The sequence below is a fragment of the Pseudaquabacterium pictum genome (genome assembly GCF_005403045.1).
GTDB lineage: Bacteria > Pseudomonadota > Gammaproteobacteria > Burkholderiales > Burkholderiaceae_C > Pseudaquabacterium > Pseudaquabacterium pictum.
Genome location: NZ_BJCL01000018.1, coordinates 83,116 through 102,424 on the forward strand (window position 1 = coordinate 83,116; position 19,309 = coordinate 102,424).

Sequence of the window (19,309 nt, forward strand, 5' to 3'; positions counted from 1 at the left end):
TTCCCTAAATGGGAACGACAGGCGGCACCACCCCGACACCGTTGACGCCGGCTTCGCTGGCCGACGCGCTGTTCACGCCTGTGCAGCAGCGCGTGCTGGGCTGGCTGTTCGGCCAGCCGGAGCGGCGGTTTCAGAGCGGTGAGCTGATCCGCTTGGCCAAGTCCGGCACCGGGGCGGTTCACCGCTTGCTCACCAAACTGGCGCAGACCGGGCTGGTGACGGTGGCCCACGTGGGCAACCAGAAACACTACCAGGCCAATCCGGCGTCGCCCGTGTTTGCCGAGCTGGCCGGTCTGATCCGCAAGAGCGTCGGCCTGGCATTCCCGCTGCAACAAGCGCTGGCGCCGCTGGTTGACAAGATCAGCCTGGCCTTCGTCTACGGCTCGGTGGCGCGTGGCGAAGAGCATGCCGTCAGCGACATCGACCTGATGGTCGTCGCCGAGGCCTTGGACTACCCGACGCTGTACGAAGCCCTGCAAACAGCCGAGGCCGCACTGGGGCGCACCATCCATCCCAACCTGATGTCGGTGGCCGAATGGCAGCGCAAGCGTGGCGAGGCGGACAGTTTTGCCGCCCGCATCGCAAGCCAGCCCCGACTGATGCTGATCGGCGGCGACGATGTCGACTGAGCTGGCGAATCTGCAGCGCATCGGCAAGATCAAGGCCGAGCCGCCCAATGCGCGGGAGTTGGCGGGCCTGCTGGCGTCTGGTGAGCGCCGGCTGACGGATGCGCAGCGCGCCGACCTCGCGTTCGACAGTCGCTTCGATCTGGCCTACAACGCCGCCCACGCGCTCGCGCTCTACGCCCTGCGGCGGCTGGGCTACCGGTCGGACAACCGGTATCTTGTTTTCCAGGCGCTGCCGCACACGCTGGGGCTGCCGGCGGCGCAGTGGCGGGTCTTGGCCAGGGCGCACGAGCAGCGCAACCTGGCCGAATATGAAGGGCACCTGGAGCACGACGACCAATTGCTGGTGGATCTGCTGGCCGCCACCGGGCTGCTGTTGGCGGCCATCCACAAGCTGCCGAAACCAGACGCCAAAGCATGAGCACCGACGTCAGCGAGAAGGGCCTCGAATCGCTGATCGTCCGGCACATGACCGGCACCGACGGCCTGGCCGTCACGCCCGGCGCGGTGACCGAGCCGCCCGCACGCTACGGCGGCACCGGCTACCTCGCCGGCAGCCCCAAGGACTACGACCGCGCCCACGCGCTGGACGTGGCCCAGCTCTTCGCCTTCCTGCGCGCCACGCAGCCCGAGGCCTTCAAGAAGCTGGGCATGGCCGATGCCCATGACGCCAAGGACATCAACCGCCTGAAGTTCCTGACCCGGCTGTCGGCCGAACTGGGAAAGCGGGGCGCCATCGACGTGCTGCGCAAGGGCATCGACCACCACCCGGCTGGCCACTTCGATCTGTTCTACGGCAAGCCGTCAGAAGGCAACGCCAAGGCTGCGGCGCTGCATGCGAAAAACCGTTTCACCATCACGCGCCAGCTGGCCTACAGCATCGACGAGACCCGCCGCGCGCTGGACCTGGGCCTGTTCATCAACGGCCTGCCCATCGCCACCTTTGAGCTGAAGAACAGCCTGACCAAGCAGACCGTGGAAGACGCGGTGGAACAGTACCGGCGCGACCGCAACCCGCGCGAGCGGTTGTTCGAGTTCGGCCGCTGCGTGGTGCACTTCGCCGTGGACGATGCCGAGGTGCGCATGTGCACGGCGTTGGCCGGCAAGGCCTCGTGGTTCCTGCCTTTCAACCAAGGTTACGAGGACGGCGCCGGCAACCCGCCCAACCCACAAGGCTTGAAGACCGCCTACCTCTGGAAAGAGATGCTCACGCCGGTGGGCCTGACCGACATCCTGGAGAACTACGCCCAGGTCGTCGAAATCAAGCACCCGAAGACCGGCAAGAAGAAGCGCACCCAGGCCTTCCCGCGCTACCACCAGCTGGACGTGGTGCGCAAGGCGCTGGCCGATGTGCGCGTGCACGGCGTGGGCCGGCGTTACCTGATCCAGCACTCGGCCGGCAGCGGCAAGTCCAATTCCATCGCCTGGCTGGCGCACCAGCTCATCGGCGTCAAGCACGATGCAGCGAAGGGCGAAGGGCAGGGCGGCCAACCGGTCTTCGATTCGGTCATCGTCATCACTGACCGGCGCATCCTGGACGACCAGATCCAGAAAACTATCAGGCAGTTCATGCAGGTTGGCGCGACGGTGGGCCACGCCGAACACTCGGGCGACCTGCGGCGCTTCATCGAGCAGGGCAAGAAGATCATCGTCACCACGGTGCAGAAGTTCCCGTGGGTGCTGGACGAGATCGGCGCCGTCGGTGACAAGCGCTTTGCCATCGTCATCGACGAGGCGCATTCGGGGCAGGGTGGCAAGACCTCGGCCGCGATGGGCAAGGCTTTGGGGGAGGGCGCTGATGCCGGCGCGGCCGACGATGCCGAGGAGCGCGACGCCGAAGACGTGGTGAACGCGGCGCTGGAAGCGCGCATGGCCGCACGCAAGATGCTGACCAACGCCAGCTACTTCGCCTTCACCGCCACACCCAAGAACAAGACGCTGGAGATGTTCGGCGAGCCGCTGCCGCCCGATGCCGAAGGCAAGGTCAAGCACCGGCCCTTCCACAACTACAGCATGAAGCAGGCCGTGCAGGAGCGCTTCATCCTGGACGTGCTGGAAAACTATGTGCCGGTGGACAGCTACTACAAGCTGGTCAAGAAGATCGAGGACGACCCGGAGTTCGACACCAAGAAGGCGAAGAAGAAGCTGCGTCGCTACGTGGAAAGCAACGACCACGCGATCCGCCTGAAGGCCGAGATCATGGTGGACCACTTCCATGAACAGGTGCTGGCCGCCGGCAAGATCGGCGGGCAGGCGCGGGCGATGGTGGTGACCAGTGGCATTGAACGCGCCATCCAGTACTTCCACGCGATGAAGGCCTACCTGGTGGAGCGCAAGAGCCCGTACCAGGCCATCGTGGCGTTTTCGGGCGAGCACGAATACGGCGGCGCCAAGGTCAGCGAGGCCTCGCTCAACGGCTTCCCGAGCAAGGACATCGCCGACAAGATCCAGGATGACCCGTACCGCTTTCTGATCTGCGCCGACAAGTTCCAGACCGGCTACGACGAGCCGCTGCTGCACACCATGTACGTAGACAAGGCGCTGTCGGGCATCAAGGCCGTGCAGACGCTGTCGCGCCTGAACCGCGCCCACCCGCAGAAGCACGACTGTTTCGTGCTCGACTTCCAGAACAACAACGAGACCATCACCTACGCGTTCCAGGACTACTACCGCACAACGCTGCTCGCCGAAGAGACCGACCCGAACAAGTTGCATGACCTGAAGGGCGCGCTGGACGCCGCGCAGGTCTACGCGCCCGAGCAGATGCAGCAGTTCGTGGCGCTGTTCCTGGCCGGCGCCGAGCGCGATCAGCTCGACCCCATCCTGGACGCCTGCGTGGCCCGCTACACCGGCACGCTTGACGAAGACCAGCAGGTCGACTTCAAGGGCAAGGCCAAGGTGTTCTGCCGCACCTACGACTTCCTGGCCTCGGTGATGCCTGGCACCGCACCGGATTGGGAGCGGCTGTCGATCTTGCTGAACCTGCTGCTGCCCAAGCTGCCGGCACCCAAGGAAGAGGACCTGGCGCAGGGCATCCTGGATGCCATCGACATGGACAGCTACCGAGTCGAGAAGAAGGCGAAGATGAAGATCGCACTGGCGGACTCCAACGCCGAGATTGCGCCACCACCCACCGAAGGCGGCGGGCGCAAACCCGAGCCCGAACTGGACCGGCTCAGCAACATCCTGAAGACCTTCAACGACAACTTCGGCACCCTGTTCGCCGACACCGACCGCGTGGCCAAACGCATCCGCGATGACATCGCGCCCAAGGTGGCCGCGGACAAGGCGTTCCAGAACGCAAGGGACAACACCCCGCACACGGCCCGCATGGCGCACGACCAGGCGCTGGGCAAGGTGATGCAGATCCTGCTGAAGGACGATACGCAGGTCTACAAGCAGTTCGTCGAGAACGAATCGTTCCGGCGGTTCGTGGGGGATATGGTTTTTGAGTTGACGCGTCAGGGGCCCGCGATGCCGGGTGCTTCGCCGCCGGCTTGACGGGCAAAGGCTTCAGATGTGTCATCGCCTTTCACCGAGTTAACGGCTGCTCCTGGTTCGGAGTTCAGAAATCGAAACACCGTCCGAGTGGCAGCAGGCAATCGAAAGTACTCATGTTCCTGAACGACCAAGAAACAGCCATCGACCTACTGCACTACGAGGCCATTGCGCGGACCGTGGTCCGCTTCATCAACGAAACACCGCGCGCCCCGGTCACCATCGGCGTACATGGCGACTGGGGCGCCGGCAAGTCCAGCGTCCTCAAGATGACAGAGGCCGCGTTCCAAGGCAAGGATCGAGTTCTCTGCCTCTGGTTCAACGGTTGGACTTTCGAGGGCTTCGAGGACGCCAAGACCGTCGTCCTCGAAACGATCGTCGATGAACTCCGGCGCTCTCGCCCCATGTCGACAAAGGTCGCCGAAGCAGCGAAAAAGGTTCTGCGGAGAGTCGACTGGTTAAAGCTGGCTCGAAAGGCCGGTGGCATGGTGTTCGCGGCTGCAACCGGGATTCCCACGGTCGAGCAACTGCGCGACGTTGTCGGCGCAGTCACGGACTTCGTTAAGAAGCCCCAGGATCATGTGACGGCCGACGATCTGAAGAAGGTGGCCGCCGAAGCGCAAGAGGTTCTGAAAGAGGCTCCGAAGGATGCCGAGCGTCTCCCCGAGCACATCCACGCCTTTAGGAAGGAATTCAACGAACTGCTCGAGGCCGCAGACCTTGATCGCCTCGTCGTGATTATCGACGACCTCGACCGGTGTCTTCCCAAGACGGCGATCGCCACGCTCGAGGCCATCCGGCTGTTCCTGATGGTCGAACGTACTGCTTTCGTCATCGGTGCCGACGAAGTCATGATCGAGTACGCGGTCAGGGAGCACTTCCCCGATCTGCCGCCGAGCTCCGGACCATTGAGTTACGCGAGGAACTACCTGGAAAAGCTTATCCAGGTGCCATTCCGCGTACCAGCATTGGGCCTTGCAGAGACCCGGGCCTACATCACACTGCTGCTGGTAGAGCTGGGACTGCCGGCCGGCGACGAGCGCTTCCAGAAGCTGTTGACCGCCGCGCGTGAGGACATGAAGCGCCCTTGGCAGAGCCGTGGCCTGGACATGCGACAGCTGCAGGAAGCTGTCGGTTCACCACTTCCGGAGGAAGTTCGCCAGGCGCATGCGATCGGCGCCGTCCTGACAAAGATATTGACGGAGGGGACGCACGGGAACCCTCGCCAGATCAAGCGGTTCCTCAACACAATGATGTTGCGGCAGGCCATCGCCAACGAACGCGGGTTCGGCGCGGAAATCAAACTCCCCGTGCTCGGCAAGATCATGCTGGCGGAGCGCTTCTATCCGGACTTCTACAAGCAGCTCGCCCAGCTCGCGACGGTTGAAACCGGCAAGCCTGCAGCCCTTGCACAGCTCGAGCGAACGCTCAATCACAGCGGTGCCGCCGACGCAAAGCTCGGCACCGGTGCCAAGAAAGTCGGGGCGAAGAACGAAGAGGTCGAGGTGCTGACGCAGGAAGTGGCTGATTGGTCCAAGAACGAATGGATCCGGGGCTGGGCATCGATGGATCCGACGCTCACCGATGTTGACCTGCGGCCGTACGTGTTTGTCACGCGCGACAAGCGCGGAGCTGTCGGGGGATTTGCAGGTTCGGCGCACCTCGAGAGCGTCGTGGAACGGCTCATGGGTGGAAAACTGGTCGCGAGAGGCGCGGTTGCCGAAGTGGCCAAGCTCTCCGCACAGGAACTGGATGAGGTCTTCGGCGCTGTCAGCGACCAGGTGCTACAGGTGGACGACCTAAAGACCGAACCCAAGGGGATCCAAGGGCTGCTGGTCCTAGCCGAGCGCAGTGCTGAGATGGAAAGACGATTGTTGGACTTTGCAAAGGCGCTGGACATCTCCAAAGTCGGCGTCTGGCCAGTGGGCATGGTCGCGACCGTAAAGGCCCCCGCGCTTGTCACGGAGGCCAAAGCAATTCTTGCATCCTGGGGTGAACAGGAGGGCAACTCGACCCTGAAGCATGGCGTCAAGGCCATGGGTTTGCTCGCAAAGAAAGCGTGATGGGGCCATGGGTACATCCAAAGGATACGGCGGCCCCCCGAATGGGCTCGTGCCCAGTTGGCTCGCGACTGGCGGCGAGGGAGACGGGGATACGGACGGACAAGCCCAAGCGGGCGGTGATGGGGACGGCGCAGGCGATGACGTGGCGCAGCCACAGCACGATGGCACTTCGGCAGCCGCTGCGGGCGGATTCACGGCCGCCCGCACCGCCTTCACGCGCTTCTCGAAGACAGGCAGTTCAAGCACGCTCGGCGCGGCGATGGCGGCCTATGTCGGCGGTGGCAGTGGCCGAAGCGGAGGAGCCAGCGGCGGTGCTGGCGGCGCACGTCGTGCAGCACAACGCATGGGGTCGTCTCGTGCATCGGGCGCAAAGCTTTTGGGGGTCGTCAGGGACTTCCAGGCAATCGGGCCGGTCGACACGCTACGGCAACTTGACCTCGAGGGCATGGCCAATCAGCCGGCCTCGGAGGTGTTCCTCGCGATGCTGGAGTTTCTATGCCCACCCGGCGGGGCCATCGACGAGGCAATCTCTCGGCAGGCGATGCTTGAGGCTATCGGCAATCTGGACCAAGTGGCGCCGACAGCGTTCGCGCAGCTCTCGACGGAACAGCTGCGAGAGTTCTTTCTTGATTTCATTGCGTTGTCGATCGAGGGCAGGGTGATCGCCGACATCGGAGCGCGCGGAATCACGCTTTCTGCCGATATTCCGACAGTTGAGCGTGCCCACGAACAACTTCATGACTTCATCGAAGGATGCTGTCGAGTCCATCTGACCGGCCTCCTCACCGGGCTTGAGGCACTGAGCAATCGAGATGTCGAGCAGAGATCGAACGAGATCTACGAGGCTGCCTTCTCGCTGATCGCGGATGCCGGAGAGGATGCGCAATGAGTCCGCACACCATAGTGGCTAGGCTCGGGGTATCAGACACTGAAACTGTTGTTCCCGGACATGTCGGCGCGCATGTCACCGAGATCAACTTCATCGACAACTATGACCGCCTCGAGTTCGGCCTTGGCCAAGCGCTAGATCAACTCGACGTGCTCGGCCTCGTTCCGGGCGAGTGCGCGATCGACCTTGCCCTTGTTGCTGCAACAGTGGTTGCTGCGGACACGCGGATCTCCCGCGAGACAGAGGCCCAAGACGGGTGGACGCGCGAGATCGAGATCTCTGTCCCTGTCGCCGAGCCGGCGGTGTGGGTGCAGGTCTCCTCGCTGCTTCAGACCGCGTTGAACTTTCTCACCGGTGACAAGTGGGCCTTGCAGTTCCGTGCTCGTCCGCCATCCAGGGATCGTCTGGCGCCGATCACCGAGAATCTCCGGACGGCGCACCCCGACTGCGTTTGCCTCTTCTCAGGGGGCCTCGATAGCTTCATCGGAGCGATCGACCTTTTCGCTGCCGGCGCGACGCCGCTGTTGATCAGCCACTACTGGGATGGCATCACGAGCCAGCACCAAAAAATGTGTGCCGAGAGAATGAAGGCGAGGTTTGCAGCATCTGAGTTCAATCACATTCGGGCACGCGTCGGTTTCCCAACGGATACCGTCGATGATTCCCCTGTAGAGGACACGCTACGTGGGCGTTCCTTCATGTTTTTCGCACTTGCCGCGCTGGCCGCCGATGCTATGGGCGGTGACGTCACCATCCACGTGCCCGAGAATGGATGGATATCGCTCAACGTGCCGTTGGATCCGCTGCGCCTCGGGTCGCTGAGCACCCGGACGACACACCCGTTCTACATGGCGCGCATGAATGAGCTGCTGACGGCACTTGGTATTCGCGCGCGTCTTCTGAATCGATATGCGTTCCAAACCAAAGGCCAGATGGCGCGCGCATGCGTCGACTACGAGTTCTTGGCATCCTATGCCAAGGAGACGATGTCCTGCTCCTCGCCCGGCAAGACTCGCTTTGCGAAGGACGAATCGCAGCGCCAACCCAAGCACTGCGGCTACTGCGTCCCATGTCTCATTCGGCGAGCGTCGCTGCTTGCGGGCGGAATCGAAGATGCGACCCCCTATCAATTGCCCGACCTCCGCGCTCAAGTGATTGACACGGATAAGGCCGAGGGTAGCCATATTCGGTCGTTCCAACTGGCGATCTCCAGGCTGCGGCACAAGCCGCAGAGCGCGCGCTTCGACATCCACCGGCCCGGGCCGCTGAGCGATCATATGGGTGAACTTCAGGCCTACACCGACGTGTACGTGGCTGGTCTTGAGGAGGTGGCCCGTCTTCTCGACGGAGTCCGGGCAGAACCCTTATGAGTGAACCCCCGTCCAAGAGGGCGAGATGGGTTGATTTTCACTGCCACCTCGACCTTTACTCGGATCATGCAGAACTCATCGCCGAGTGTGATCGCGAGCGCGTTGCAACTCTGGCTGTGACGACGACGCCTAAAGCCTGGAAGCGCAACAGGGAGTTAGCCACCGATGCGGTACTCGTGCGGGTCGCGTTGGGACTTCATCCGCAGCTTGTCGCCGAGCGAGCGGCAGAGATTGGCTTGTTCGAGAGCCTGCTCCCAGATGCCAGGTACGTGGGCGAAGTAGGGCTCGACGCCAGCCCTCGGTTCTATCGGAGCTTTGACGCTCAGGAGCACGTGTTCGAGCGGATCCTGAGAATGTGCGCGGAGCAGGGCAACAAGATCCTGACAGTGCACAGCGTCCGTGCGGTTTCGAAGGTCTTGCAGCACCTGGAGAGAGCATTGCCAACAGATCGTGGGCATGTCGTGCTTCACTGGTTCACCGGCTCTGCTTCTGAGGCTCGACGTGCCGTTGATCGCGGTTACTACTTTTCGGTTAATTCCGAGATGCTTAAGTCACCAAAGCATCGCGCTCTGGTGGAGCAGCTACCCGCGGATCGGTTACTCACCGAGACCGACGGCCCATTCGTCTTGTCGGAAGGCGTTCCCGTGAGGCCGCTGGCCGTGGCTGAGACCGTCGTCGAGTTGGCGACGGTGAGAGGTGTGAGTCCACACGACATGGAAGCCCAGATCCTGGCGAACCTATTGACTCTGGTGAGTCAGTGACTACGCAATCACCCAACGATTTCAAACGACATCGACAGGCGCGACCAAGACCTTACGATATCGAGCAAGCGCAGCAGCATCGCTCAAGCCCAGCCATTCAGCCACTTGTTCTGGCTCGGTGCCGCGCCGCAGCTGGCGTAGCGCGAACGTATGACGCAGCTTGAAGCTGCCGCCCTCCGTGTCCGCCACGCCCGCAGCCGCCAGCACGGCCTTCGCGGCGGCGTATTGCGCGACCTTGCCCCAAGGGCGCCCGCCGCGCGCTGCTGGAAAGAGCGCGGTTCCTCCGATCTGCAACGCGCAGCGCGTGTCCAGCCAGGTGCGGAGTAATCGGCCTGCCCAAGGGGCGACGGGGGCTTCGCGCGCCGGAGTGCTGCCGCGCCTGGGCAGTCGAATCTTCCAGGGCAGCCCCGCAACGCGCGCGCCCTCGCACACCACGCCGTCCACCGTCGCCGCCCGAATGTCGCCGGGCGTCAAGCCGGCGCCAAGTTGCAAGGCCACCGCTGCCCGGTTGCGCAGGGCTTGCCAAGTGTGCGCCGGCGCGCCGGCGGCGACTGTTGCACTGGCCGGGTCCAGAAGCCACTGCACCAGGTGCCGAGCCTCGGCAGCATGAAGATGGTCAGGCAAAGGCGTCTTGTCGGCGGCATTGGCGTACCGCCAGTCGGGCGTGGCCATCAGCAATTCATGTGCAGCCGCGTTTCGCACCGCACCTGTCGCCGCGGCACGATGGTGCTGCACAGCATCGGCCAGCATGAGCAGCCGCCAGGCGTGGCGGGCCGTCAGCTCATCCACGCCACCGCGGGAATGCAAATAGGCCTCGAAATCTCCGGGCTTCAGGTCGTCCAGGTGAAGCCCTCTGCTGACACACCAGGCGGTGAGTGCGCCCCACATGCTGCGGTAGACGGCCACTGACGAGCGTTCGCGGATCGCCCCGAAATGCTCACGGGCGACCACCCACGATTCGAAGGCATCGAGATAGGCCTGCGGGCTGGCCAGTGTGGCGTCGTCAAATAGATCGCGGGTGTGAGTAGGCATCGTGCAATTGCGTCCAGCGTTCCGCGACTCACTGTATCGATATCCCAAGCCGTTTGCCAGCGCCATGCGCACGGCATCTCTGCGAACCTCAGGCTGGCTGAACTAACGGCAAGTGCGAATCTTTTGGAGGCGATTTCGTTCCCCGGACTCAATCGCGTTTGCTGTTAGTTCGGGCTTTTTTTCAGCAGCGCTGACGGTCCTACCTGCGCACCTGTTGACACGACGCGTTGACAGCAAGCAGGAGGTCTTCGTCTCTCCGCGAGAGGGCAGCTTGCAATTGGTCCATACGGCCGTGGAGACGGATGGATGCAATGGTCGGCGGCTGGCTTAGTTGAACGGACTGGCGGCGCAATCTGACGAAGTCGACAGGTCGCAAGGCGATCGTGAAAGGAAGCAAATGACAGTTGAAGTGGAGGCCTTTCCATTGCACCGTTTTCTGGGGCCGCTGGAACTCAAGGCCTTCGTGGCCGAGGGAGCGCCACAGAGCACGATTGCGGAACTGCGCAAGGCGCTGGTGTTCCTCGCAATGAGCCATGGTCTGAACTACCACCCGGCCAGCAATGGTCGGATGGTCTTCAGTGGACCCGGGCCCTATCCGACACCGGGCGCGGAACTGCGAAGGCGGATGGCGTGCTGGCTGATGAGCCGCAACGCTGTCGTGCTGCTCAGCCTGAGCCGCATGGCGGCTGGTGGAGACACGCCGGCATTCTGCGTGCGCATCGAGGAGGCAGGCGGGTGATGGTGAACCCCGGCAAAATTGGCACGCGGGCACCGCTGATGCAAGTGTGGTGCGCGGCGTTTTCGGTACTCATCCTGAGGCTGCTGCCAACGCAGCCATTGCCAGCGCGACCTTGGCCAGGATGTCCGAAGCGCTGGCGGTCCAGATGAATAGCTTGGGCTCGATGTTGTGCTGCGTGACGTACATGTCGATGGCCAATTCGAGTGCGAGTACGCTGGTGGAGCTGCCGCGGCGGATGCGCTTGTCGGTGATGTCGTGGAAGAAGCGCTCAACCATGTTCAGCCACGACGGGCCAGTAGGGGTGGCCTGCACGATGCGCGCCGCTATCTCCGCCATCACGCTGCCCGGGCGCGCGGAGCGCGGCGCGTCCTTGCTCAACGCTTCGATGCCACCCTCCAGGAAGCGGGAGCGCCACAGCGCCAATTGCCGCCTGTCCAGGCCGACGTCCGCGGCGATGTCCTGGTTCTGCATACCCTTGGCTGACAGCAACACGATGCGCGCACGCTGCTGTAGCCGTACGTCAATACGCTTGCGCCGCGACAGGTCTCGAAGCCCCCGCTCCGTCCGCGCTTCCAACTCAATTGTCTTGGCAGCCCGAACCCCTCAAAACTAGTCCTCCCTGGGTGCGTCCTGCGCTGCCGGCTCCGCATCAAACCACTCGGACTCGGCCGGCGCCACCCGGGCAAGTTCGCGCACGACCCAGTCCACATGGGCTTGGCGCTCCGCCTCCCGCAGTGCCTCGGGGTACACCTCCACGACGACCAGATTCCAGCGGCCATGCTCCTGTACCTCGCGGCTGACGATGACCTTCACCCGCACTGAGCCTCGGCCCAGGAACTGGGCCAAGCGCAGGCCAACCTCGTGGCTTTCGACGTGTAGTTCCAGCGGCTGTCCTCCCTTGGCCTTGAAATACTTGCGGACCTTCAGGTTGGCGGGAAGCATCGCCCGGCGCACGCGCAGCTTGATCGTCGAGCCTGCCAGGGAGTTTGAGGTAGTCGCCATTTCGCGCAACTCGCCCACGACCATCACGGGGCTCTCAAACGGCAGGTAGCTGCTGATGCCCACGACGTCGTCCCAGCGCACTTCGCCCTTCCGCGTCGTTGTGGGCGGTGTGTGAGGCTCGATTTCGGTGACCATCCGACGGACCCGGATCTCGTCATTGACGCCGACCAGCCGAAGGTCCAGATCCTCGTGCGTGCGGACGACACCCCGCTTCCGGGCCTGAAGAATCCTGCGGATGCTTTGCGTGTCCTTGTCTTTGGCCAACTGCGCCTGAAGGGGTGAAACGTCTGAAGCAAACTTCAGTTGCTCGGTGGGCATGGCCACACTTGTGGTGCTTGAGGCGGGGTCGGATCGAGCAAGGGCCTGTGCGCTGGACGGCTGAACAGGGGGGACCGCCGACTCGGGTTGAGCATTTGATTTCGGGACGGCAGGTGGGGGTGTAGACGGAGAATTCGGCCCCGTACTCACTTCGCGTGGGACGACTGCCAGACTCGTGAGTTCAAGACCTTTGTCTGCAGCGAGCCTGCCTGTCAGGACATTGGAACTGGCGGTTGCCGCATTGAGTTCATGCTTTTGCTGTTGGGCAAGAAGTGCCTGTTGCAGATGAGCGATCAAGAAGCGCCCGTCAGGCGAGTGCGGTAGCTCAGACCATCGCAGCGTATGCGCCGGACTTGCTGGCTGTACAGGATCAAGTCGCCCTTCGAGGAAGGCATGATGGAGACGTTCTTCGTTCATTTCAGGTACTCGGTCAGATAGGGACAGATGGCGAGCGTCAGAGTCGCCAGCCGGGTCAACATTGCGGCAGCCTGGCCATCGACATCGCCCGCTGCATTCAGCTCTTCAGGCGCCACGCGTACTCGAGGTCGCCAGCGCTGGACCTTGGAGGAGTCGTTGATATGCACGCGGTCAAGGTCTTTGATGCTTTCCGCCAGGGCGGCGTCGAAGTACTCCGCCGAGAGCGTCACGTCGACGGCCAGGCTGGAGGGCAACAGGTCTCTCAGTCGGACAACAAGCGCCTTTGTCACGGGCGGTGCCTTGGCACTGTCTTCCAGCAGTGCTGCTAGCGGCCACCACCACCAGGGGGACGCTGTCGCGAGTGCAGCGATCAGGGCTTGGCCATCGGAGCTGTTGAGCTGGTTCATGGCGAAGGTCAAAGAATTCTTCGGCTCCTTCTCTTCGGCGATTCGATCTTTGCTGCTCTCGGCCCCCGGCTGATCGATGACCTCGCCCGCCGGCTTCGCTGGTGGGGCTCCTTCACACACATCCAGCCAGGCTGCCACATCAAGGCCGATCTCAGCGCCCTTCGCCGCCGCCACCCTACCCAGGCCCAGATGCCGATGGACCAGGTAGTTGAGCAGCGAGTTGAACGAAGACAGTTCAGCGGGCCGCAACGCTGGCTGCGCGCCGTTGCCCCCGGGCGCATTCAAGCTGCGTTTTGGCGCTGCCTGCGCAGGCTTGGGCTTGCGGCCTGGCGTTCGCTTCGAAAAGTGGTGACTGAGTGGCCAGTCCCAATCGTCGGAGGGTATGCCCTCAGGGCTGTTGCACCGGGCCCACCGCCGACGCCCAAGCGCGTGGCTGCGCTGCGTGTCATCCGCAAGGTGTGGCATCTTGCGAATTAGCTGTGGGTCCAGCTCGATGTCAGACAGGAGCGCTCGCATGCTGGCCGCGTACCACAGCGGCCAGCAGGTGCCATACCGTCTCGTAAACGTCTTGTGGGACGCGTGACCCAAGGAGCAGAGCACCTTGGCCATGTGATCGGGGCCATCGCCTTCCAGCGCAGTCACGATCGCCAACGCATCGGCCAACTGGAACGGTGCTTGCGCGAGTGCCTCGATGTGCCCTTCCCAGCCGGGCGCGAACAGTTCCATGGCCGCGCTGCCGCGAGCGCTGTGGATGACCACCCATTCGGAGCCGATCTTGTTGCGGGCAATGTCCTGGATCGCGTCGAGCAGCGTTTGCGCATAGGTCAGGCTGTCGTCGAGGGCATCGGGCACGAAGAAGTAATCTGGCGTCGGGCGCAGGCTCTGCATCAGCGCGCGCAATGCCAGCATGTCCGCCGCCGTGGCGGGCTTCAGCAACGAGCGGCCGATCGACAGATCCGTCTTCTTGCGGTTGTGCCCGCTCGGAAACCGTTCAAACCACCTTCCGTCCTTCGCTAGGTCAGCCAGCTGAATGCCGCACGCCTGTGAACGTCGAGGTCCGGCATCCAGCAGCAGCGACAGCAGCACGTGAGCCTGGGGCCCTGCCAGGGGTTCGTTGCCGAACAACTCATCGACGCCGGCCTGAATCGCCGGCACTAAGCGCCGCGGCCAGAGTGCCGATGCGGCCGAAGCGATGTACTTTGCGGGCCCTGCAGGGGTTCCCGACTGATCCAGTGCGGCGGCGGCCGCGGCATAGGCTGGATGTGAGGACAACACCGTGAGCATGCGCCGCCAGGCCTTGCAGCGCGCCTGGTGGGTGATGTCCGTATCGGCGGGCAGGCGAGCCAGGATCTTGCGGGAGATCTTGCACCAGCGCCTGCCCTGGATCTGCGTCGGGTCTGCGCTGACAGGCCACTTGTCCTCCAGCTGGGTTCTGGCCGCTGACACATAGTCATACCAGGTGCCGGGCGCGTTCGCGTCCTTGTGCCGCGCGCGCGTCAGGATGGCCTCCAGGTCGAGGTAGACCAGGACCATCTGGGCTTTGGCCGACATCAGCGATCGGGGGGCAGTCTTGAGCAAGCCTCGCTCAATTTCCTCTGCTTGGTACGCCCAGCGCTGCGCTTGCTGTTCGGCCGTCTCGTTGGCGCTCTCCGGCGGAGTGTCGTGATCTGCGGCCGACACGGTATCGGCCAACGCTTGCTGAACCTTCTTTGCGCGCTTTTGGCGTTCGCCGAGCCGGCGCTCGGACTTGGCCACCAGGCCAACCTCGGTTTGAATCCACAGCAAGGACTCCTTGCCGATGGCCTCGGGACGGGCCTTGGACAGGCGAGACCCAAAGCTCCTGAGCTTCAGCGCCTTGCCCGGGGCCTCGCGGTGCTGAAGCAGGTCGAGCGAACGGCGGTCCAGTGTGGCCGTCATCAGGTCAGGGTCGTAGGCCAGCGACAGGAAAGCAGGGGCATGGACCCGCACCCAATGTGCCATCAACCAGCAAAGGGCCGTGATCGTCGCGTTCGGCTTATTCGGCCAGTTCACAGGGCGCAGCGGATGCTCGGCATTCCGCGCGACGAGCCAGGCGCAGAGCTCTGTCTCGACCTCGGCGAGCGAGGGCCAGTCGTTGGCATCTTTCACCTCATCGGCGGCTAGGCGCACGGGCGCGAGCAGCTGCATCTCGATCGGCTGACCGCTGTGCCGAATCCAGTCGATCCAGACCGAGCCTTTCTTGCGCCATTGCTCCCGCAGACTGCGCCAGGCCTCTCGCACGTCAGCGGAGTGGTGAATGCCCTGCACGACGATGAGGCCCAGCAGCGCACGCGCGGCACCTGACAACCCGCTGTTCTTCCCGACATAGGGGCGAAGGGATTTGACCGCGGCGATGAATCCCGGCGTGCGCCACTCCGCGTAATGTTGCGGCGTGTCGGTGGGGCGCGTCTCACGGTTACGACGCCGGTCGACGCTGCGCAGGTCAACAGGCACGATGATGGGCTCCGGCGTTCCCACGATGCCCTCACCAAAGGCAGGGAGCGCCAGTCGCTGCAGCGTGGCCGTGACCAGGTGTTTGGCGCTGTCCAACAGTCGCTTGACGGACATGCTCAGGCAGTGAGATCCCAGGTGTTTGAGGCCGCGGCCGTGTCCGGTCAGCGCCTGTTCGTCGAGCCACTTTCCGTGCTCGGCGGCCTGCCCGACCCAGTAACGGCGGCCCATGTTGAGGGGTCCGTGCCAGCGCTGTGAGAGCGCCTTCATGTGCGCTTCCTTGAGCACGCCGACCACAAGCCGTAGGCCGCTCTTGGTCGGAAGGGCTCTCAGCTGGCAAAACAGCGGTGTGTCAGGCGTCATCTTCGCGAGGGCGGCGGGCATGGCGTCGCCGGTGACGCCGAGTGTCCGCAGCCGGTCGCGAGCCTTTTGGCGCAGCAGCAGCGCGACGCGGATGAGTTCCACCAGTTCAGACGTGATGGCCTGCAACCGATCACTGTTGATGACGGTGTCCTTGTCGCTGTCGAAGTGCCAGTCGTCCGATGACTTCACGTCGACCACGCGAGGGTGCTGGCGCACCTGGTCGCGGGCCGCAGAGAGCAATTCGTAGGCCTTGCGGCAGGCCGCCATGGCCTCAGTGACCAAGGTGGCCACCTCGGCAATGCCAGCCGTGTCGAGCGCCTCAAACCGGGTTCGAACCCAGTCGCGCAATTGCTGCCACTCGATTCGAAGGTCTTCGTCGTCGGGCACGTCGAGGGGAGCAAGCAGCGGGCTGGGCCCAACCAATGGCGGCCGCTCGCGACCCAGCAGTTCGAAGGCAGCGCAGGCCAGTTGATGGTGTCGTTGTGGATTCGGCGCGTAGTAGTTGCCGCTGGAGCTTGAGGCCGCAGCGGGCGCTCTGGCGATGGCTGCAATCTCGGTGTCCGTGGCGCCTGCCTTGCGGTAGGCCAGGCATGCCGAGTGCACGGCCCGTCCCGGTGTGGCAGGGTGCGCCGTATCGGTGAGTGACTTGACCCAGGCCGCCGTGGCCTGCACGAGTTCTTCTTGCTTGCGATGAGGCATCAGGTGCCAAAAGCGCTTGGCGTCGGGCTTGCGTTTGAGCAGCAGCTCGATGCGATCAACCGCCTCCGGGTACACATACACCGCCTCCCATTCGCGACGGCTGGGATCGGTGGACAGGCCGCGACGGGCACGGCGGTCTTGCAAGATGCAGTGCAGGTCCGCGCAATACCAGGTGTCTTCGCCAAGCTCAGGCGTGAGCGCCAGCTCGAGGCTGTTGTCATGGTCGCAGTTGAGTACTTCGGCGACCGACTGCAGCAGCGCGGAGTCGATCAGCGCGGCGTCGTCGGCGCCTCTTAAGACCTTGCGACAAGCGGCACCGATCAAGGCCTGTTCGCTGACGTCGATGCGCGCGTGATCCAGCTCGAGGTTGAAGGTCTCGGCCATGCCGGCATAGGACGCGGCGCTGTGCAGTGCTGCCCAGCTGGGCCCCGTGAGGACGACAGTCTTCTTTGTGGGCTGCCCTGGGGCCGTGCCCGGTGCGAAGGGCAGGGGAGGTGTGTTGTCCTTGCCTGAGCCCGGCTGGTTTGCAGTCTCCAACGGCAGGGGAGATGGCTTCTTGTTGGCCAGTGCCTTGTGCAGGGTGCGCGCCAAGGTCACCGGCTCGCCCTCGCCGTGGAGTTTGATGAATTCCTCCAGTGACCTCAGGTCCAGGGGCTGCAGTCGGGCCAGAGCTCGCCAGCGCTCGCGATCAGCGGGCTTGCCATCTGCCAGGCAAGCCCCGGCCATGGAAGCCATTCGCTGCACGGTCGCACGGCCGATGTGGTGTTTGCCGCGGATGGCGTTGCGCAGCAGGATGCTGAAGACGGCGGTTGCTCCAGGAAACGTGGCATCGCAGCGGCGCAGCCGACTGTCCAGTCGCTCGAGTACGAGGGTTGTCGAGTCGGGGGGCAGATCACCCGGCTTGCCTAGCAGCGGGTATGTGATGGATGCGCGAGCTGCCGCCGCCATGGCGGCGGGCACCAGTGCAGCGTCGATGAGCTCTTTGATTCCTATTGCCGCGCCATGCCGGCCCATCGCAAACGCCGTGAGCTCGAACCCGGTGCTGGCGCCTTGTCCGTCGACTTCCAGGTCGAGCGCTACCGCCAGTTGATGCCCCCAGTGACGATGAGCGGCGTTGGGCACGATGTCATTGAGCCAGGCTGGGGCCGGCTTGCGCATCGACAAGTGCTCACGCTTGGCCATGCAAACCCCCCGGCATGGCAGCGACCATCTGCAGCGCTTCTCGGCGCGACCGAGGGACGCATCTTCGAGGGACACCAGCAACTGCGGTGTGCCCACTGCGTGAACTGCGCGGGGAAGCGGAAAGGCTGCTGATGTCGCAGCCGGGCGCCGCATTGGCGCCAGCAGGCAAGGTCATGATCGCTCCGGCCGAACCAAAACCGCTGTAGCCCCATGGAGGCTTCAGCTTCGAATCGGGCTAGGCGGCGACCCAACATCGCCATCAAAGCCCGTACGACACCTGCCTTGCGGGCCGAAGCCCACCTGGCAGATGGTTGGTCTCTCAGACGCGGTGTCAGCGCGCCCTGGACCGGAGGCGGGGGGCCTTGCGGCCGGATTGCCTCCTTGGGTTGGCCGGTTCGAGGGACGCGCCCTCGGCCGGTTTGCAAACAGTTCAGGAGCACCTGCAGAAGCAGACACTTCCCGACAGCTTCTGGCGCGCCGTGAGACGCCAGTCGCCTGCCACCCTGACGCGGTAGACACCCATTTGCGGCATTGAGAGGAACGGCTGAAACCGTTCGATCCCTACGTGATCCTCGCGCTCGATGTCGTTTGGATCACGGCCCACGATCAGCCGGACACGCGCATCGCTTGGAACGGTGCGCGTGAGTCGACTGCGTGACTCACGGCGCCATATTAGCAGCGTGGTCTTGGGAAATGACTCGCTCGGCGTAGTGCGCGTCAACCCCGCTGTTGGTTTTATGCACCACCGCCGAGGTCGTGTTGGTCGGGCAGGCGCCTGCCGATGTCCTAAAAAGTGTTCTTATCAGGACGTCATTTGGCGCTGAGAATTGAGCCGGCTGGTGACCATTCGCGAATGCAGCCCTGGCCAACAAGTGCTGGCGATCCGGGCAAAGGCGGGCCACCTCACCGCTGACCTGGGTTGCGCCAGCATCAGAAGCGGTGCGCGATGCCAACGTCCGTCGAGGTCCGGTCGTCGCTCGTGAACCGCCGGCGGCCGAGGTCGACGTACAGCGCCGTGTGGTTCGACAATGCGTAGTGCGCACCTATGGAAACGCTGATTCATCCGGGCTGACCGCGATGCGCGGTGGACGCTGAGGCGGCCGTATCAGGGCATGAGCCAACGCAGCTTCGCCAGCGCCGAGTACGCCTTGAAGAAGAAGAGCACCGGGCGTGAGCAGTTCCTCGCCGAGATGGAGCGCATCGTCCCCTGGGGTCGGTTGGACGCGGCGATCGCGCCGTCCTACCCGCGCAGCGGCCGGGTCTGTTGCCGCCGACCGAATTCGGACCAGCGGGGGGTGCTGTTGGTCGCGCTCGACCACTTGCCCGCACGCAGCGCCGGAGCCCTCTGATCGCCTGCAGATCAGAAGCGATGGCGAAGGCCAACACCGAGGCCCGTCTGCGCTCCGCGGCCTCCCATGAACGACGGCACCGGGTACGAGCCGGTGATTCGGTTGTTGTCCACCACGATGTAGGC

General features: G+C 63.9%; 12 protein-coding genes and 1 pseudogene. 9 read left to right on the forward strand and 4 right to left on the reverse strand.

All coding sequences use genetic code 11. The annotated features are described in order from the left end of the window. The first annotated feature begins 92 nt into the window (after positions 1-92). The 7 genes from FFT10_RS23720 to qatD all read left to right on the forward strand — a co-directional run bounded on the left by FFT10_RS23720 (position 93) and on the right by qatD (position 9,207). Positions 93-629, forward strand: coding sequence for a nucleotidyltransferase domain-containing protein (locus FFT10_RS23720; RefSeq protein WP_228027275.1), 537 nt, complete (start codon positions 93-95; stop codon positions 627-629). Next, complete coding sequence (locus tag FFT10_RS23725; protein WP_137735358.1) at positions 619-1,047, forward strand: hypothetical protein; 429 nt, start codon at positions 619-621, stop codon at positions 1,045-1,047. Before FFT10_RS23720 ends, FFT10_RS23725 begins: the two co-directional genes overlap by 11 nt. Next, positions 1,044-4,127: a type I restriction endonuclease subunit R gene (locus FFT10_RS23730; RefSeq protein ID WP_137735359.1), complete on the forward strand. Its 3,084-nt coding sequence runs from the start codon at positions 1,044-1,046 to the stop codon at positions 4,125-4,127. Before FFT10_RS23725 ends, FFT10_RS23730 begins: the two co-directional genes overlap by 4 nt. Before the next feature lie 113 nt (positions 4,128-4,240). Next, the gene (qatA, locus tag FFT10_RS23735) at positions 4,241-6,187 is read left to right on the forward strand and encodes a Qat anti-phage system ATPase QatA (protein ID WP_137735360.1); all 1,947 of its coding nucleotides are present in this window, start codon (positions 4,241-4,243) and stop codon (positions 6,185-6,187) included. Between the two features lie 142 nt (positions 6,188-6,329). After that, on the forward strand, positions 6,330-7,076 hold the full coding sequence (qatB, locus tag FFT10_RS23740) for a Qat anti-phage system associated protein QatB (RefSeq protein WP_137735361.1): 747 nt from the start codon (positions 6,330-6,332) through the stop codon (positions 7,074-7,076). Next, positions 7,073-8,446 (forward strand): Qat anti-phage system QueC-like protein QatC, encoded by a 1,374-nt coding sequence (gene qatC / locus FFT10_RS23745; RefSeq protein WP_137735362.1) that lies wholly within the window; start codon positions 7,073-7,075, stop codon positions 8,444-8,446. Before qatB ends, qatC begins: the two co-directional genes overlap by 4 nt. Next, the gene (qatD, locus tag FFT10_RS23750; protein WP_137735363.1) at positions 8,443-9,207 is read left to right on the forward strand and encodes a Qat anti-phage system TatD family nuclease QatD; all 765 of its coding nucleotides are present in this window, start codon (positions 8,443-8,445) and stop codon (positions 9,205-9,207) included. Before qatC ends, qatD begins: the two co-directional genes overlap by 4 nt. Before the next feature lie 21 nt (positions 9,208-9,228). On the opposite strand, the gene FFT10_RS23755 is transcribed toward qatD, so the two are convergent. Then, entirely contained in the window at positions 9,229-10,239 is a 1,011-nt protein-coding gene (locus FFT10_RS23755) for a tyrosine-type recombinase/integrase (RefSeq protein WP_162520904.1), read from the reverse strand. A 331-nt stretch (positions 10,240-10,570) separates the two neighbouring features. Here FFT10_RS23755 and FFT10_RS23760 point away from each other — a divergent pair, with 331 nt between their 5' ends. Further along, positions 10,571-10,978: a hypothetical protein gene (locus tag FFT10_RS23760; RefSeq protein WP_162520905.1), complete on the forward strand. Its 408-nt coding sequence runs from the start codon at positions 10,571-10,573 to the stop codon at positions 10,976-10,978. A gap of 69 nt (positions 10,979-11,047) precedes the next feature. Here FFT10_RS23760 and FFT10_RS28870 read toward each other — a convergent pair whose 3' ends face one another. The 3 genes from FFT10_RS28870 to FFT10_RS23775 form a co-directional block, all read right to left on the reverse strand. Then, positions 11,048-11,554 carry a helix-turn-helix domain-containing protein gene (locus FFT10_RS28870; protein WP_373282587.1) on the reverse strand — a complete coding sequence of 169 codons (507 nt, stop codon included), beginning with the start codon at positions 11,552-11,554 and terminating at the stop codon, positions 11,048-11,050. A gap of 33 nt (positions 11,555-11,587) precedes the next feature. Continuing rightward, complete coding sequence (locus FFT10_RS23770) at positions 11,588-12,298, reverse strand: hypothetical protein (RefSeq protein ID WP_137735367.1); 711 nt, start codon at positions 12,296-12,298, stop codon at positions 11,588-11,590. 413 nt (positions 12,299-12,711) lie between these two features. Next, the gene (locus FFT10_RS23775) at positions 12,712-17,835 is read right to left on the reverse strand and encodes a site-specific integrase (RefSeq protein WP_137735368.1); all 5,124 of its coding nucleotides are present in this window, start codon (positions 17,833-17,835) and stop codon (positions 12,712-12,714) included. Positions 17,836-18,947: 1,112 nt separating this feature from the next. Between FFT10_RS23775 and FFT10_RS23780 the strand changes: the two are divergent. Beyond that, positions 18,948-19,094, forward strand: a pseudogene (locus FFT10_RS23780) (IS5/IS1182 family transposase); the annotation flags it as partial. Between the last annotated feature and the right edge of the window lie 215 nt (positions 19,095-19,309).